The organism is Moraxella sp. E33BD (genome assembly GCF_041807865.1).
GTDB classification, from domain to species: domain Bacteria; phylum Pseudomonadota; class Gammaproteobacteria; order Pseudomonadales; family Moraxellaceae; genus Moraxella; species Moraxella haemolytica.
Genome location: NZ_JBGTZD010000009.1, coordinates 84,607 through 100,657 on the forward strand (window position 1 = coordinate 84,607; position 16,051 = coordinate 100,657).

At 41.1% G+C, this 16,051-nt stretch carries 13 protein-coding genes; 5 read left to right on the forward strand and 8 right to left on the reverse strand.

The features are described 5' to 3' along the window. The first annotated feature begins 27 nt into the window (after nucleotides 1–27). Both ACERC6_RS06990 and ACERC6_RS06995 read left to right on the forward strand, forming a co-directional pair. Nucleotides 28–1,431, forward strand: coding sequence for an MATE family efflux transporter (locus ACERC6_RS06990; RefSeq protein WP_373628307.1), 1,404 nt, complete (start codon nucleotides 28–30; stop codon nucleotides 1,429–1,431). 265 nt (nucleotides 1,432–1,696) lie between these two features. Further along, on the forward strand, nucleotides 1,697–3,094 hold the full coding sequence (locus ACERC6_RS06995; protein WP_373628309.1) for a lytic murein transglycosylase: 1,398 nt from the start codon (nucleotides 1,697–1,699) through the stop codon (nucleotides 3,092–3,094). Between the two features lie 118 nt (nucleotides 3,095–3,212). Here ACERC6_RS06995 and ACERC6_RS07000 read toward each other — a convergent pair whose 3' ends face one another. The 3 genes from ACERC6_RS07000 to ACERC6_RS07010 form a co-directional block, all read right to left on the reverse strand. Next, nucleotides 3,213–3,389, reverse strand: a complete 177-nt coding sequence (locus tag ACERC6_RS07000; RefSeq protein WP_373628310.1) for a hypothetical protein — start codon at nucleotides 3,387–3,389, stop codon at nucleotides 3,213–3,215. Between the two features lie 104 nt (nucleotides 3,390–3,493). Then, complete coding sequence (gene murI, locus ACERC6_RS07005) at nucleotides 3,494–4,411, reverse strand: glutamate racemase (protein WP_373628311.1); 918 nt, start codon at nucleotides 4,409–4,411, stop codon at nucleotides 3,494–3,496. Further along, nucleotides 4,377–5,009: a DUF1285 domain-containing protein gene (locus ACERC6_RS07010; RefSeq protein WP_373628312.1), complete on the reverse strand. Its 633-nt coding sequence runs from the start codon at nucleotides 5,007–5,009 to the stop codon at nucleotides 4,377–4,379. The genes murI and ACERC6_RS07010 overlap by 35 nt, the downstream gene beginning before the upstream one ends. A gap of 296 nt (nucleotides 5,010–5,305) precedes the next feature. On the opposite strand from ACERC6_RS07010, the gene ACERC6_RS07015 reads away from it, so the two are divergent. The 3 genes from ACERC6_RS07015 (at nucleotide 5,306) to ACERC6_RS07025 (ending at nucleotide 9,047) form a co-directional block, all read left to right on the forward strand. Continuing rightward, nucleotides 5,306–6,973 (forward strand): electron transfer flavoprotein-ubiquinone oxidoreductase, encoded by a 1,668-nt coding sequence (locus tag ACERC6_RS07015; protein WP_373628313.1) that lies wholly within the window; start codon nucleotides 5,306–5,308, stop codon nucleotides 6,971–6,973. Between the two features lie 156 nt (nucleotides 6,974–7,129). Further along, a complete protein-coding gene (locus ACERC6_RS07020; protein ID WP_373628314.1) occupies nucleotides 7,130–7,765 on the forward strand; it encodes a 2OG-Fe dioxygenase family protein in 636 nt (211 codons plus the stop codon). Between the two features lie 46 nt (nucleotides 7,766–7,811). Next, nucleotides 7,812–9,047, forward strand: a complete 1,236-nt coding sequence (locus ACERC6_RS07025; protein ID WP_373628316.1) for an aminotransferase class V-fold PLP-dependent enzyme — start codon at nucleotides 7,812–7,814, stop codon at nucleotides 9,045–9,047. Nucleotides 9,048–9,143: 96 nt separating this feature from the next. Here the strand turns inward: ACERC6_RS07025 and ACERC6_RS07030 are convergent, their stop codons facing one another. From ACERC6_RS07030 to ACERC6_RS07050, 5 genes are all read right to left on the reverse strand, one after another. Further along, nucleotides 9,144–10,703, reverse strand: a complete 1,560-nt coding sequence (locus ACERC6_RS07030) for a catalase (protein ID WP_373628317.1) — start codon at nucleotides 10,701–10,703, stop codon at nucleotides 9,144–9,146. Nucleotides 10,704–10,796: 93 nt separating this feature from the next. Continuing rightward, nucleotides 10,797–11,402, reverse strand: a complete 606-nt coding sequence (locus tag ACERC6_RS07035; RefSeq protein ID WP_373628318.1) for a hypothetical protein — start codon at nucleotides 11,400–11,402, stop codon at nucleotides 10,797–10,799. A 20-nt stretch (nucleotides 11,403–11,422) separates the two neighbouring features. After that, nucleotides 11,423–13,456 (reverse strand): Eco57I restriction-modification methylase domain-containing protein, encoded by a 2,034-nt coding sequence (locus ACERC6_RS07040; protein WP_373628319.1) that lies wholly within the window; start codon nucleotides 13,454–13,456, stop codon nucleotides 11,423–11,425. 40 nt (nucleotides 13,457–13,496) lie between these two features. After that, nucleotides 13,497–15,062, reverse strand: a complete 1,566-nt coding sequence (locus tag ACERC6_RS07045; RefSeq protein ID WP_373628320.1) for a DEAD/DEAH box helicase family protein — start codon at nucleotides 15,060–15,062, stop codon at nucleotides 13,497–13,499. Beyond that, nucleotides 15,059–15,970 (reverse strand): restriction endonuclease, encoded by a 912-nt coding sequence (locus tag ACERC6_RS07050; protein WP_373630513.1) that lies wholly within the window; start codon nucleotides 15,968–15,970, stop codon nucleotides 15,059–15,061. The genes ACERC6_RS07045 and ACERC6_RS07050 overlap by 4 nt, the downstream gene beginning before the upstream one ends. Between the last annotated feature and the right edge of the window lie 81 nt (nucleotides 15,971–16,051).

The window sequence follows — 16,051 nt, forward strand, 5'->3', positions numbered from 1 at the left end:
GCCTTTTTAATGAAATGATCCATTGCCATGCTAGACATCACCAAATACCCCATCACCACTTATAAAAAAGAGCTGTCTGCTCTGATCACACTTGCCTTGCCCATGCTATTAGCCCAAGTGGCTCAAGTTGGTACAGGATTTGTGGATACGGTAATGGCAGGGGGTGCAGGCATTGATGATTTGGCGGCGGTGGCATTAGGCAATAGTTTATTTGCAACCGTGTATGTTACCTTGATGGGCGTGATGAGTGCGTTAAATCCCATGATTGCCGAGAAGCATGGTGCAAACGGATTGGCAGAGATTGGCGAGATGGGGCGTCAGGGGCTGTGGTATGGATTGATGACAGGTGTTATCGGTATGCTACTGATGTGGGCTGCCATCACACCGTTTCAGAATTTTTTTGATTTAAGTGAGCGTGCCTTATCCATCACAGGTGATTATCTGTGGTTTGTTGGGCTTGCCATGCCTGCTGCCATGATACATCGAGCCTTGCATGCTTATGCGTCTAGTCTGAACCGACCACGAGCAATCATGATAGTCAGCTGGCTATGTTTTTTTATCAATATCCCCTTAAATTGGATATTTGTCTATGGAAAATTTGGCATGCCTGCCTTGGGTGGGGCCGGTTGCGGTCTAGCGACCGCCATTGTTTTTTGGGTTAATGCCATCGTACTTGGTATCTATATTGCTAAGGATGTTTATTTTAAACCTTTTGGGCTAACTGATAAATTTAGTTCGCCCAATCTTGCTACTTTAAGACGGATTAATCATTTGGGGTTGCCTATCGGCTTATCATTTTTTATTGAGGTGAGTTTATTTACTTGCATCATGTTTTTGGTGGCGAGATTAAAAGGCGATGCAAACGGCAGTACTCAAGACTATGTTGCCGCTCAGCAGATTGTTATTAGTTTAACCACCCTTATTTATATGCTACCCCAAAGTATTGGTACTGCCAGCACGGTACGAACAGGATTTTATCTGGGAAAACAAAAACCGCACCGAGCCCGATATGTGGCAGGCATTGCTGTTTTTACGGCCATACTGATATCTTGTTTGACGGCAGTATTATTGGTATTTTTAAGAGAACCACTTGCTAAGATGTATACAGATGAGACGGTGGTAATTGGTATTGCTGCGACGGTTATCTTGTTTGCGGCGGCGTTTCAGGTGGTTGATGCCATTCAGACTGTGGCAAGCTATGCCTTGCGAGGTTACCAAGTAACCCATATCCCCATGGCGATTCATTTGATTGCGTTTTGGGGCTGTGGCTTGATTCCTGGTTATTTTTTGGCAACTTATTATGGTATGGGTATTTATGGATTTTGGTTGTCTTTGGTGATTTCTTTGACGGTGGCGGCGATTCTTTTGCTGTGGTATCTTGAACGATACAGTCTTGGTATTATCAAGAAGTATCAGCTAAGAGGTGCTTAGCCTTTAATAATGAGCATGGCGGTCAATGGCGATAGGGGACTGTTGCCGATGTTGATATTGCTTTGACGATGAAATTATTCATTGAAAAATATTTGAATCCAAAAAATGATGTTTTAGCCATTAGGCTAAGCTTTTTTAGATAAATTTTGATTGTTGGCTGATTTATTTTTAGTTGGTGAGCGTTTTGTATTTTCTACTAAATCTTGTGGTAGGCTAAGCCTTACCGTTATCCATCAGCATTCACTTATATAACAATAGGATACCTATGAAATCACACTCTATCAAATTGCTTTTGGTATTATCGGCTGTTGGCGTCTGTACTGTCGCTACCGCCAATGATTTACCTAGCTTGTCAAATGCTCACTTTCAGCAATGCTTGGATAATCTAAAATCTTCATCGGCTTTTCGTGGTATCTCAAACAGTACTTTTGAGACTTATCGCCCAAGTGAGCCTGACCCCACTGTGATTCGCTCGCTGAATTATCAGCCAGAATTTAAAAAAGATGCTTGGGATTATCATGCATCGCTCGTTGATGCTGAGAGGGTGATGGATGGGCTAAGAGCCAGACAAGAACAAGCCGATGTATTGCATCGCATTCAATCACGCTATGGCGTGCAACCTGAGCATGTCCTTGGCGTTTGGGGTGTTGAGAGTAACTTTGGGCAGACTTTGGGCGGTAAAAATCTGTTTAGTAGTCTTGCAACTTTATCGTGCTTTGATCGCCGTCAGGGTTATTTTCGTGGTGAGTTTGCCAATGCTTTACGCATCGTCCAAAATGGCGATATCCGCCCAGAGGACATGACAGGTTCGTGGGCAGGAGCGTTTGGTCAGACGCAGTTCATGCCGAGTACTTTTTTGGAGTTGGCGGTTGATTTTGATGGCGATGGCAAAAAAGACTTGGTCAATAGTAAGGCTGATGCACTTGCCAGTACTGCCAATTTTTTATCAAAAAGGGGCTATCGTGCAGGCGAGCCGTGGGGGTATGAGGTTCGCTTAAACGGCTATGCAGGTCCTAGTGGTCGCACCAATAAAAAATCCATTGATTATTGGCAGGCACAAGGCATCACCTTGCCAGATGGTCGCCCATTGCCATACAACATGGCAACGGCAGGCTTGCTGTTGCCTGCAGGTCGTCAAGGACCGGCTTTTTTGGTGGGCAAAAACTTTGACACCTTTTATAGTTATAACGCATCACAAAGTTACGCTCTTGCCATTGCTCATCTGGCTACTTTGATTGAAAATCACGACACCAACATTAACTTCGCTACCCCATGGCCGACCGATGATCCAGGTATCAGTCGCCGTCAAGCCAAAGAAATTCAGCAGGCATTGTTAAACGCAGGTTATGAAATTGGCAAGGTTGATGGCATTATTGGCGATAACACTCGCCGTGCCATTATGGATTATCAAAGTAGAGTGGGGGTTGTGCCTGATGGTCGTGCAGGACAAAAATTTCATCGCTTAATTACCAGTCAAGTATCAATCGCACCAAATCAAATACCAAGCCAGACAGTGCCAACGCCTGCAATCCCTGTACAAACCATGCCAGAGCAACCAGTTTGGTCTGATGCGCCTAGCATTCAGCCTGTCAGTATAGCACCACAAACTTACCGCCGAGTAGTTCAAGCAGATGGCACGATTGCTCTTGTGCCAGCCAATTGATGTAGTCAAACAGCCCTTCATTGCTAAAAAGGGTTGTTTGTTTAGGCTTGATGGGTGATAACTGATGATTGGCTTGTGGAGTTAATGATTGCCCACAAGCCAATCTCATTGATGAGTATTACTCTTCTTCTTGGTCATCGTCCCATTTGGCGTAGGTTTTTGATGGGTCGATGCCTTGCGACTTTAGGTAGGCGACTTGCTCTTCTAAAGTGCGAGTTTTTTGTGCATCGTGCATACTGTCTTGTAATTCACCGAATTTTTTGATTTGCTCGCTAAATTTTGAGGTGTCTGACATGATGTACTCCTTATTACTGATTTATTCGGTTTGCGTGATGGCACGCCTTGGCATTACATCAAATTTTTAAGGTATTTACAATACAAAAACCAAATTATATTTTGCTACATTCTATTGCACAACATTGATGGTTTTGTTGATTGTGGTAAAAAATCATGCCCTACAAATACCGGCGTATCATCAATCAGTCCTGCAACCGTTTGCACCAGCTGTTCATCAAAGGCACTGGCATAGAATGTTAAGGGGTTGTCTTTTGGTGTCATGGCGGTAATCTGATACATATCAAGTAACGAACGCACTCGCTCGGCGATAGCAACCCCAGAATCAACCAAAGTGATGTTTAGATGATTGTCATCAATATGGGTTTGTAAAAACTGCTTAAAAAATGGATAATGCGTACAGCCAAGCACAATCACATCAACGCCATCATCAGCCCACAGTTTGACCTGCTCAATCAACAAATTGGCAACCTGACTGTCAATCGGCATACCGCTTTCTACCCATGGCACAAGCATGGATTCAAAGTGTTTGTGTACTTGAATACCCAAGGGGTTGGCAATGGTGCCAATCACTTCATTCAGCAGATGCCCATCAAGCGTGGCTCTGGTGGCAAGCACAGCAATCTTTTTGGTCTTAGTGATGGCACAAGCAGGCTTAACCGCAGGCACTAGCCCAACAATCGGTACGCTACAACGCTGCCTAAGGGTGGTTAAGGCGTGAGCAGAAGCACTGTTACAGGCGATGACGATGAGCTTACAACCTTGTTTGCACAGTCGTGCCACTGCTTGTAAGGTTAAAAGCAGTATCTCATCGCCCGTCTTATTGCCATAAGGAACATGGGCGGTGTCCGCATAATAAATGAAGCGTTCATTGGGCAGTATTTGTCTTAGGTGGCGATAGACAGAAAGACCACCCACACCAGAGTCGAACACGCCAATCGGTGCGTTATCAGAATCATTGATATAATCGGGGTGTTGGTTAATCATTTTATCTATCCGCCACCAGATGATAAGCGTTGCCACCACTCACCAAGGTCAGTGTCGTTGTGCCATCACTTTCACACAGCTTGCCCATCTCTACTAGATGATATAGGACATTGGCAGCTACTCGAGCAACAAGACCAAAGCGAGTGTCTATATAAAGCCTTTGTTCAATCCGACCGTCTTTTATAAAATCCTTAAAATACAGTGGGTTGTCATCATTTAGGATAATCTCATCGCCATTAGTTGTAGTAAAGATTAGCCAAGTTATGCCGTCTTTGACGACTTCATCGACACGATAAATGATAAGTGGGGCGTCTTCAACTTGAATGTGATACATATCATTGGGTGTCTTTAAAAAATACGCCTTGTTGCCCAATGTATCTGTCTGACCCCATAACACACTGGCAAATAAGTTCACTAATGACTGGCGGGTCATTTTTGTGCCTTCATGATACCAGTCGCCGTTGTCTTTGATGAGAATGTCAAACTCATGAATGTGTGTGGGCGACCATGAATCAAGTGGTGGGATTTTATGCGTACTTGTTGATTGGGTAAGTTTCGTAATATCTTCTAAGATATTGTTTTTATTATGATTATTTTTATTATTTTTTGGGTTTTGGCGATTTTGGCACATCATGAGTATCAATCCTTAATTTTATCATTTTGTACATGATTTGATGACACGAGGCGGTAAAAAATATTAAGTTTTTGACCAAGATTGTAGCTTAAATAACACAAAAAAAGCAACCAATTAGATGGGAATAATCGTTAAATGATTGAGAATGTTTGCATAAAAGTGTTGGCGGTATCATAATTTGCTTGCCTAAAAATTCTAGATGGGTAAAATATACCCAATGTCATTGTTAATGGTTTTGATTGATTATTTTTTGCCTAGCGAGTTGGGTGACCAACCAGCCAAATTAAGGAAAACTTATGCAAATTCAACGAGAATCTATGGAGTTTGATGTCATCATTGTCGGTGGTGGACCTGCAGGGCTAGCAACCGCCATTCGCCTAAAGCAACTTGCCAATGAAGCAGGGCTTGATGAGTTTATGGTGTGCGTTCTTGAAAAAGGTTCGGAGTTTGGTGCTCATACGCTATCAGGGGCAATCTTGGAAACTCGTGCTCTAGATGAGCTGTTGCCCAACTGGCGTGAGACTGGTGCACCCATCACGGTCAAGGCAAAAGAAGACCGTGTTTATATGCTCAAAAATGCCCAAAAATCCATCCAATTACCGCATAGCATTGTACCTACTGCCTTGCATAATGATGGCAATTATATCGTGTCATTGGGCAATGTCGTGCGTTGGCTAGCTGAGCAGGCAGAAGCAATGGAAATCATGCTATTTTCTGGATTTAGTGCCAGTGAAATTCTTTACAATGCTGATGGTTCGGTGCGTGGCGTGCTTACTGGCGATATGGGTGTTAATGCTCAAGGTGAACCTAAGCCAAGTTTTGAGGCAGGTTATGAATTACTTGCTAAATATACCGTATTTGCTGAAGGCTGTCGTGGGCATTTGGGGAAGCGACTCATCAGCCGCTTCCATCTAGGTAAAGACAAAGACCCTCAGCACTACGGCATCGGTCTAAAAGAGCTGTGGGAGATTGATCCTGATAAGCATGAAGAAGGTGTGATTTTGCATGGTTCTGGTTGGCCTTTGAGTGAGACAGGCTCAACAGGAGGTTGGTTCTTGTATTTTGCAGAGAACAATCAAGTCAGCTTCGGCTTGGCGATAGACTTGTCTTATCACAACCCGCACTTGTCGCCCTTTGATGAGCTACAACGCTTAAAGCTTCACCCAGTCATCCGTCCTATCTTAGAAGGGGGGAAACGCTTGTCTTATGGGGCAAGAGCGTTGGTTAAAGGTGGTTTAAATAGCCTGCCTAAGCTTAGTTTTGCAGGTGGCGTGCTTGTGGGTGATGATGCAGGTTTTCTAAACCCTGCAAAGTTAAAAGGTTCGCACACTGCCATGAAATCAGGTATGTTGGCTGCTGAGAGTATTTTTGTGGCATTACAAGCGGGCAGACAGCATGATGAAGTGGTGGAATATCAAACCGCCTTTGAAAATTCGTGGTTATTCCAAGAAGCTTATGCAGCTCGCAACTTTACCCCTGCCATGCACCGTATGGGTTCGTGGATGGGTGGTGCGTTTAGCTTTGTGGAGCAAAACCTATTGGGTGGAAAAGTGCCATTTACCATCAATGATAACGGCCATGACTTTGCTCAACTAGATAAAGCAGATCATGCTTACAAGCCTGATTATCCAAAACCAGATGGCAGGCTAACCTTTGATAAGTTATCAAGTGTATTTATCTCAAATACCAACCATGCAGAAGATCAGCCGTGCCATCTAAAACTGACTGACCCTACTGTACCAATCACCAAAAATCTCCCATTGTATGCAGAGCCTGCACGCCTATATTGCCCAGCAGGGGTGTATGAAGTGGTGGAGGATGACAATGCACCGCATGGGGCACGATTTGTCATTAATAGCCAAAACTGCGTCCATTGTAAAACTTGCGATATCAAAGACCCAAGTCAAAACATCACTTGGGTAACGCCAGAAGGTGGCGGTGGCCCTAATTATCCAAATATGTAAAAATACTTAAGAAAGTCAGGCGATTCACTAGCTTGGCTTTCTTTTTAGCTTGATATATAAATTTTTTTTATTTGTAAGAAAAAAAATTTTTTGGTATATTATGTATCTGCTAAATTTACCCATCTTATTTTGTCAGTAAGTTATAAGGATATTATGATGACAGCTCTACTACATACAGGTAATCTACCTAAAGATCTTATCGGACCTTTAAGCAAGGATTTTGACACTCTAACGCCAAGCTCATATAAAGACGGCAGTTATCGTTTGCGTCGTTATTCTAAATTGATCTATGACCAACAGGCTCGTAACATTGAATTGATACGAGGCAGTCAGTTTGTGCAAAGTGAAGAGTTAAACAAGTTTCAGGGCGGTGTTGTTCGTCAGTATGACGATTTGAGTGATGAATTGATACAAGATGATGGGTTTTTAACCATTGTGGACGCTTTCGCCAAGCAGGGCGGTCTGCCAAATGCTGCCACCATTGAAGTGCATCAGATACGAGTCGTTGCCAATGACCCATCGGCACCGACCATCACGACGCCAGAAGGCTTACACCAAGATGGCTTTGACCGCATTGGTATGTTTACTGTCAGCTTTGATGATGTTCAAGGTGCAGACTTATGTATTTATAGAACAAACGATGCCAAAGATATCATCACCACGCTCCCAAGTGATGTGGGTGTATATTGTGTGATGGATGATGATAAGCTGTGGCACTACGCCACCGAGCTGACCACGACGAAACAGTCGGGTCATTGGGATTTATTTGTGCTTACCGCACATCTATCATAAAAGATGTCTTGTGGAAGTTATGCCGATGGATAATGTAGGAGTGCAAATGTACAATCCAGAAAGTATCCGCCAAGAGTTTTTGGCTTTTAATTGCTTGGATGAACACGGACAGTCACCAATATTTTTTGATGGTCCAGGCGGCAGTCAAGTACCAAAGATGGTTACTGGTGCCATGAGTGAATATCTGGGCAAATATCACAGTAATATGGGTGGCTTGGCAGATGCAGGCAGACGCACGACCGCCATTAACGACAAAGCTCGTCAAATGGCTGGACTATGGCTAGGCTGTGAGCCACAGCAGGTTGTTTTTGGATTAAACGCTACCAGTCTGATGTTTCAGTTTTCACGAGTATTGGCACGCACTTGGCAGGCGGGGGATAATATTGTTGTTAGTCAGATTGACCATTTCTCCAATGTCTCATCATGGCAGAGTGTTGCTGAAGAAAAAGGCTTGCAAGTCAGACGCATTCCTTTGAATGCCGATGGTAGCTCGCTTGATTTGACTAACATACAGTCCCTTATTGATGAACAAACACGCTTGGTGGCGGTGTCTTTAGCATCTAATGTTATTGGCACACGCACCGAGATTGGCCCTATTATCAGCCGTGCTAAGGCAGTCAATGCCTATGTTGCCATTGATGCTGTACATGCCATTGTGCATGAAAAAATCAACGCCACCCAGCTTGATTGTGACTTACTCTTTGCATCTAGCTATAAGCTAGGCGGTGCTAGACTTGGTATGGCGTATGCCTCCAAGCGAGTGCTTGATTTGCCACCTTATAAGGTTGAGCCTGCTACTCATATACGACCTTTCGCTTTTGAGCAGGGTACGCAGTCTTTTGAAGCTCAAGCAGGATTTATTGCCTTAATGCAGTATTGGGCAAATCTTGGTGGGCAAGATGGCGATATGGACAAACGCTTGATGCGTGCCTATCAGGTGGTGCAGTCTTATGAATATTCATTAAGTCAGGCGTTTTTGGCTTTTGTGAACGAGCGATCATATATTCAGTTATATGGCAAAAACAGTAGTAATCATCGCACACCAACCTTTGCCTTCAATCTAATCAAGGATGGACAAATCATACCGCCTGCCAATGTCTCAAAATGGCTTGGCGATAGGAATGTTGCCCTACCATCTGGTAATTTTTATGCGTTGGATGTCGTGCGTCATCTGGACTTGGTGGCGTGCGGATTTTTGCGTGTAGGCTTTTTACATTACACCACTCATAAAGAGATTGCTCGACTGTTTGAGTTGCTTGATGAGTATGTGGCACAGTTTTAAGGCTTTTTATTATTCTATATTTAAATAAACCACACCCCAGAAGTTCAACTTTTGGGGTGTGGTTTATAAAATGTTTTTTTGATTAAAATCGGTCAATTATGGTGCCAAACAACTTGGCAAGTGTTTGGCAGGGTCGGTGTCATATGCTTTTATCGCTTCGTCAACCGTCAATCCCAATGCCTTCGCCACGCCCTCACCATAGGCTTTGTCGCAAAAGTGGCAGTTACGAATATGACGGTATTTGATGAAATCAGGGGCATCGCCCATAGCAGCCGCTGTATTGTCAAACAACGCCTGTTTTTGGGTGTCGTTCATCAGATTAAATAACGCTCGTGGCTGGCTAAAATAGTCATTATCATCTTCACGAAAATCAAAATGTTGAGCACTGCCATCAATGCGTAGTGGCGGCTCGGCATATTGAGGTTGTTCTTGCCATTGCCCAAAGCTATTTGGCTCGTAATGCACACGACTGCCATAATTGTCATCCACACGCCCTTGACCATCTCGCTGATTGCTGTACACAGGGCAGCGTGCACGATTGACTGGAATTTGATGGTGGTTTACCCCTAAGCGATAACGCTGGGCATCAGCATAGTTAAACAGACGAGCTTGTAGCATCTTATCAGGCGATACGCTAATGCCTGGTACAAGGTTGCTTGGGGCAAAGGCAGCTTGTTCCACATCTAAAAAGAAGTTCTCTGGATTTTTGTTTAATTCAAATTCGCCCACCTCAATCAAAGGATAATCACCTTTTGGCCATACTTTAGTTAGGTCAAAGGGGTGATAAGGTACTTTTTCAGCATCCACCTCTGGCATAATCTGTACATACATTTTCCACTTAGGAAAGTCGCCACGCTCAATGGCGTTAAACAAATCACGCTGGTTGCTCTCACGGTCTTTAGCAATAACCGCTTCAGCTTCGCTGTCTGTTAAATTTTCAATGCCTTGTTGGGTACGGAAATGGAATTTGACCCAAAAACGCTCATTTTTGGCATTGATAAAACTATAAGTATGTGAACCAAAGCCGTGCATATGGCGGAATGATTTTGGAATGCCACGGTCACTCATCACAATGGTAACTTGGTGGAAAGCCTCTGGTAGCAGTGTCCAAAAGTCCCAGTTGTTGGTGGGGCTACGCATATTAGTCTTAGGATCTCTTTTGACTGCTTTGTTTAGATCTGGGAATTTTCTTGGGTCTCTTAAAAAGAATACAGGTGTGTTGTTGCCTACCATATCCCAGTTGCCCTCTTCGGTATAAAATTTTAGAGCAAAGCCGCGAATATCTCGCTCGGCATCGGCTGCACCTCGTTCACCAGCTACGGTAGTAAAGCGAGCGAACATTTCGGTCTTTTTACCCACTTCACTAAAAATCGCTGCACGAGTATATTGAGTGATGTCGTTGGTCACGGTAAAAGTACCAAACGCCCCAGATCCTTTGGCGTGCATACGGCGTTCTGGAATCACTTCACGAGCAAAATCAGCAAGCTTTTCATTAAGCCATAAATCTTGGGCAAGGAGTGGACCTCTTGCTCCTGCGGTTAGGGAGTTTTGGTTGTCAGCAACGGGAGCACCGTTTTGGCGTGTTAGGTGGCTAACAGGACAGCCTATTTTTTGGGTATCTTGGGGGTTGGTTGTGTGGGTTTTGTTGTCTTTCATAAATTTATCCTTTTGATTTATCATCGGCTTGGCAGTGTACCTAGCGGTGCTATTGTAACATTGTTTAGGTGATGGGTTTGTTGGGTTTTGTAATTATTCCATCGCTTTTACTTTGCTTTCAATAAAAGCGATTTCATCATCGCTTAATCCGTATTTGGCATACAGCTGGCGATCAATCTCGCTAATGGACTGTGTCCAATCAATGTCAGAATTTTTGGTAAAATCTTGTAGGGGGACTTTTGACCAAACTTCTTTGGTTGCATTATCTTGTGTGATTTTTTTAATTCCAAGCATTGTCCTAGCAAATTTTGTTTTCAGATATCTTAACAAATTTCCCGCTTGTAATTGGTTATCAAAATTACCAAAAGATATAAAGGTTTGAGTATACCCGATTAGGGGGGTGCTTAACACCTCACCAATCGCGCCAGAACCGTTTGATTTCGGTACAAAAACTTTCCACCCATGCAAGTTACCACCATCTTGTAGATAGTCTCTATGCAAGTATTTTAGCACTCTTTGATTGTTCTGCCGACCATAAATTCCAACCTGATTATCATTTTGCTTCGTATCAGAAAAAACCTCTGGATATCTATCAAAAACATTTGAACCCATAGAACGCTCTTCACTTTTTTTCACACGCCCCACAAGTTCAGGATAATCTTCCAATAATTTTTCAGTAAATTTATAGGCACTTCTCACATACAAAATATTGCCAATTTCTACAAAACCCTGAAAATTAACAACTTTTTTAGCACACTATTCAATTCATCAAAAACTGTAAAATCTTTAATTCCACCAAATTTTTCTTCGTTATCACGATATAAAATTGCAATACCGCCTTTGATATCAGTATTTGCAAAAACATTTTCAGAATTTTGCTCAAAAAATAAGACTTTTAAAGACTTATCATTGAGCATTTGTGCATTCCATTCTTTTGGCGTTTGTCCTGCATTAAAAATAAATCTTGCTGGAGAAATTAAACAATATTTATTGGAACATTTTTCAGATAAATCATAAAAATAATGATAAATAGGACTATCACGGTTATTATTATCAGTTTCATCTTGATAAGGCGGATTACCCACCACAACATCAAATTTCATTGCTTTTCCAAAAATTTTAGTTAATGTTTCATTAAAGTTGAGTTCGCCTTTGGCGTATGGCGTGGTATCCAATTGCACAATATGACTGACATTAATTTTAGGGTCAATATTTTCCAGTTCATCAAATCCCAAAATAAAGTTTTTGGCAATGTTATAGATAATCTCACTTGGAGCAAAACCATAAACTTGATTGGCAAAAATATGCTTCAATCTTTCTTTTGGATTTGGGAATTGACTTGCCAATCCAATATATAGCCGTTTGACAATCTCGGTCATATATAGCCCAGATTTCATATACAAATCGGCAAATGTGATATCAGGATTTTTAAAAATATCAGGATTTTCGCTTTCAAATTTGTCCATCATCATTTTTACTACCCATTTTGGGGTAAAAATCTGATTGGTTTTTTGGGGTGGAATATAATCAAAAATGTCTTCGGTTTGACTTTCGTCAAAATAATTGGCAAGAGCAAAGCGTTTATGTAAAAACTCTTGGATTGATGTATCAAACACCTGTTCATCAAAAAATTGATGTTTATCTCGCAACACACGAAATTGGTCAAGGGTAATGCCTGTAACTTCTTTAAAAACGCTGTCTGAAATATGGCTGTCAAAATTCGCCAATGTGGTGTTTTTATCGCCATACGCCATTAAAAAAGATGGAATGGTGCGACTAAATCCACGCAATCGCCCACGCACATCGTCTTCAACCGTGTTTTGTTTGTTTTGTTCGGCTTTTTGCAAAATGGTTTCGATGCTGTTTTGGGTAAACTCGGCGACTTTTTCGCCAACCTTTTGGCTGATTTGAGTTTGTAAATTTTGGTTTATTACTTGCGTTTTGGTTTCATAATCCTTTTGGATCTGCTGTTTTTCATCATCGCTTTGGGCGTTTTTTAAGTCATTTGCATATTCGGCGTTGATTTGGTTTTGAGCGATTTGGCTATGGCTTTGGATTTTTTGGATTTCGTCTATTATCGCTTGACTTTGTGCTTTTACGACTTTTTCGGCAAATTTTTCGGTTAAGCCGTTGTCTTTTGCTAGTTCATTAAAGGCGGTTTGGGTAGTTTGGGTAAGTACATCGGCAACTTTTTTTGCCAAATCATCATTGTTCAAATTTTCATTTTGAATGATTTGTTCGGTTGTTGTCTGAATACCGCCATAGACTTTTTCGCCAAAACGAGCATTGTTGGTATTGATAACAATTTCATTATCCGCCACCGCATTGCCATTATCATCTACTTGTACGCCTTGGGTATCAATCGCTTTATTGGCTTTTTCTTTATTGATTTTGCCATTATCATAAGGCTCAATTTGCTCCAAAATTTCAAGCACTTCGCCATTTGCCCCAAAAATCCCTGAAATATTTTGGAATAACAAATTACTCATAAAGCCTTGTCTGACCACTTGGTTGGCTTTAAATAATTTTGGAATGGTTAATACTTGATTGACATCAAGCTCCACCATTTTGCCTTCGCTATCTTCGGCGATGACAGGAAAGAAATTTAAGAGTTGTTTGATATTCTCTTTTCGTTGATTTTCTGTGCCACCACCATTTGAAGTGTTTGACAATAAATTATTGGCAAATTCATCATAAATAATCAAAGTGCGTTCTGGAGCAAAATCAAAAACATAAGCATTGTGTTTTTGCAAAACTTGTCCGTCTTTTTCATATACCCACGGATTTTGGGCTCTAAATGCTGTTTGCCAATATTGTGCTGGCGATTTGACTGGATAACATCAAGACCGCCGTCCACTCTGGAATGGTGATGCCTGTGGTGAGTTGTCCTACCGATAGTGTAATGGTTTTGTCGTGGTTTTTAATGGCTTCTTTGACTCGTTGTAGGGCTCCTTGGTTGATGATTTCATTATCAAAACGCCCATCGCCTGCTGCCAAAATAATATGGTAATTTTCAAAAACAGGGTGATTTTCTAGCAATTTTTTTAATGCTTTGGCACTGGCTACACGGTCTAAATACCAAAACGAGTGCTTGATTTCATCTCGCAATTCTTTGGTAGAAAAAGGGTATTTTTCATTTTTACTTAAAGTATCTAACCATTTTTTGACTTCTTTTTCGTGTTCAAATTTGCCTTTATCATTGGTCGCAAAAAATTCATTTAAATCAAAAGTAAAATCCAGATTTTGACCTTTAATATCCGCCCCCTTATTCACTTTATCGCTAATCATCGCACTCATCTGATAGCTAAATAAATTTAAAGTAGGTAGGGTTTTGTAAGGATTGCTATCTTCGTTAGACCAATTTAATTTAGCCGATTGTTCATCTATATAGCTCCAATTATAAATTTCATCTTGGGTAAATTTACCGTCCGCCAACGCTTTAAATGGCGTACCTGATAAATGCAGGGTGAAATCTCGGCTAATTTGCTCAAATGCGACATTGGTTTTTAAGGTATCCACGCCTTCATGAGCTTCATCAATGACCAACAAATCCCATTCTAACTCTTTTACCCATTTTAATTTATCCAGCGTGCCGTCTAGGCTAAAATGCATCGACCCTTTTAAATCTTGCAAAGAAATAAAAGCAATCATATGCTTTTTGCCGTTAGGCTTTGTCATTTGTTCCAAATATTGTTCACGGCTTAAAGTCGCTCTATCCTTTAACGCATCAGTACTTGAAACAAAGGCAAAATCGGTCTGCCACGCAATAAATTGCTCAAAATCATCGAACCACGAATTGGCGATTGCAGGGCGGTTGGTAACAATCAATACTTTTTTGGCTTTTAATTTTATTGCCAAATCATAAGTGGTTAAAGTTTTACCAAATCTTGGCTTGGCATTCCACAAAAATTCACTATGCAGATTGTCTTTAAAATACGCCAAAGTTTGATTGACCGCATCTTGTTGCTCTTGGCGTAATTGATATTCACAATGCTCTTTGGCTTGATTATAATATTGAGTAACAAAATCATTAAAATCATCCAAACTTTTTTTGGGTGTGCCATTATAAAAAAACCATTCTTTTTGTTTTTTGATATTTTTATGGCGTGTCAAATAATCGTGCAATAAATGGTCATTAAAATAACTATCTTCGTCTTTATGAAATTTAGCAAGTTTGTGCCATAATAAATCATATGTCAAATCCACCGTGCCAACCTGTTCTTTGATGCGAGTATGCACATCTTCGCGTTCGGTATAGCCGATTTTTACCCATCCTTCTTTATCGCTGACAGTTGGCAATATATACGCATAAATTTGTGGATAAATTCTTTTGGTTGTTTGCAGGTTTACTTTACTCATTGGCTACTCTCCATAAAATCAATCAGTTTGCCTGTCTGCCAATTTTTGATTTTGGTAGGCCGACCTTGATGTATGATGGTTTTTGGTTTTGGGTCATCAAATAAATCTGTCTGATAACTTATAATCGTTTCAATTCTTTTTGATAAAGGAATGCACTTTGTCAAGCCGTCCATTTGAAAAATGTTATAGCTGATGATTTTGGCAATTTGTTTTAAAGCATCATAAGGTGGTTTGTCGCCCCATTTGTCGCAATAATAGTCATAATAAGTTGCCAATAAATTCTGCCTTGCTAACAATAAAGAATCGCCATTCCACTCAAAACCATAGCAAGATTGATAGGCTTTTTTGACGAATTTTTGCCATTTTTGTTTATGATGAATTTCTGTGTTAATTCTTTGTAATTTTCTATCCAAAAACCCCACTCTTTTATTTATGGCAATTTTTTTGGCGGTGGACATTTCATAGCGATTGGCGATATACGGAGCTTCCCCGCAAGTAATCTCAAGCCAAATGCGTGAAATATAAGTTGTTAAATCGTCATTGATAAAATTTGCATCCAATGCATCATTTTGTAATTTGACCACCCAACTGGGGGTAAAATTTTTGGTACGCTGTTTTTGTTCTGATTTTGGCTTTAATGCTCGTGGTACAATCAAGCCTTTGTTATCGCCGGTGATGAGATTGGGTGTGATTTGACAAGTGGCTTGATAATGCTCACTCAAATATTCATAGTTATTATTTGCCCAAATAATATTGCATTTGCGTTTGCTATAAAAAGAAGCACTTCGATCTTTTAATAAAATCTCTAAAATTTCAGGACAATGTTGGTATAAGGCGTTTTCACTGATATTGATAACGCTTAAATTGGGTGTGTTTTTTTCAAAAAAGAGTGGCTTGGCGGTCATCATGCACCGCCTTGTTGCAGGCATATAAAAAACCCACCACCAAACGGCAGTAGGCTAAAAAACGAGTAAAATTTGGCTTGACTT

Excerpts from the sequence above, each read along its gene's own strand:
- ACERC6_RS07015 (WP_373628313.1), top strand. The coding sequence starts at position 5,306 with ATGCAAATTCAACGAGAATCTATGGAGTTTGATGTCATCATTGTCGGT.
- ACERC6_RS06990 (WP_373628307.1), top strand. The coding sequence starts at position 28 with ATGCTAGACATCACCAAATACCCCATCACCACTTATAAAAAAGAGCTG.
- ACERC6_RS07010 (WP_373628312.1), bottom strand. The coding sequence starts at position 5,009 with ATGATGTGCCAAAATCGCCAAAACCCAAAAAATAATAAAAATAATCAT.
- ACERC6_RS07045 (WP_373628320.1), bottom strand. The coding sequence starts at position 15,062 with ATGAGTAAAGTAAACCTGCAAACAACCAAAAGAATTTATCCACAAATT.
- ACERC6_RS06995 (WP_373628309.1), top strand. The coding sequence starts at position 1,697 with ATGAAATCACACTCTATCAAATTGCTTTTGGTATTATCGGCTGTTGGC.
- ACERC6_RS07050 (WP_373630513.1), bottom strand. The coding sequence starts at position 15,970 with ATGATGACCGCCAAGCCACTCTTTTTTGAAAAAAACACACCCAATTTA.
- ACERC6_RS07025 (WP_373628316.1), top strand. The coding sequence starts at position 7,812 with ATGTACAATCCAGAAAGTATCCGCCAAGAGTTTTTGGCTTTTAATTGC.
- ACERC6_RS07030 (WP_373628317.1), bottom strand. The coding sequence starts at position 10,703 with ATGAAAGACAACAAAACCCACACAACCAACCCCCAAGATACCCAAAAA.
- ACERC6_RS07020 (WP_373628314.1), top strand. The coding sequence starts at position 7,130 with ATGACAGCTCTACTACATACAGGTAATCTACCTAAAGATCTTATCGGA.
- ACERC6_RS07000 (WP_373628310.1), bottom strand. The coding sequence starts at position 3,389 with ATGTCAGACACCTCAAAATTTAGCGAGCAAATCAAAAAATTCGGTGAA.